Below are 441 nucleotides of genomic sequence, written 5' to 3' on the forward strand. Positions count from 1 at the left end.
TGTTTCCACTAAGGCCTGCGTAAACAAATCCTACGATTATAACACCAAATATTACAGAGAACATAATTGTTGTAGATAATGGTGTATCTTTCTTTTTAGTTATATATGGCTCATAAATATCTTTTGTGAATACTGCTGTTAATGAGTTAAGTATTGAGTCAATACTTGACATTGCAGCAGCGAATGTTGCAGCTAATAAGATACCTAATAAACCAGTAGGAACATAGTTTAATAAGAAATCAGTCATAATCAAGTTTGAGTTTCCAAAATCAAGTGTACTAGGGTTTGTTTTGTAGAATACAAATAGTACAACGCCTAAGAACATACAGAACCAGTAAATAAGTTGCATTGCAATAGAACTCATTATTCCACCTTTTTTGATGTTCTTAATGTTCTTTGCTGTTAAATATCTTTGTACTTGACCTTGGTCAAATCCAAAGT

At 31.7% G+C, this 441-nt stretch carries 1 protein-coding gene; it reads right to left on the bottom strand.

Annotated features, from left to right (window positions below; genetic code table 11):
- Nucleotides 1-441, bottom strand: a 441-nt coding sequence (locus ACQ3F0_RS26800) for a sodium:solute symporter family transporter (RefSeq protein ID WP_428868872.1), incomplete at both ends; no start/stop codon positions are given.

The organism is Clostridium sediminicola (assembly GCF_050402865.1).
GTDB lineage: Bacteria > Bacillota > Clostridia > Clostridiales > Clostridiaceae > Clostridium_AF > Clostridium_AF sediminicola.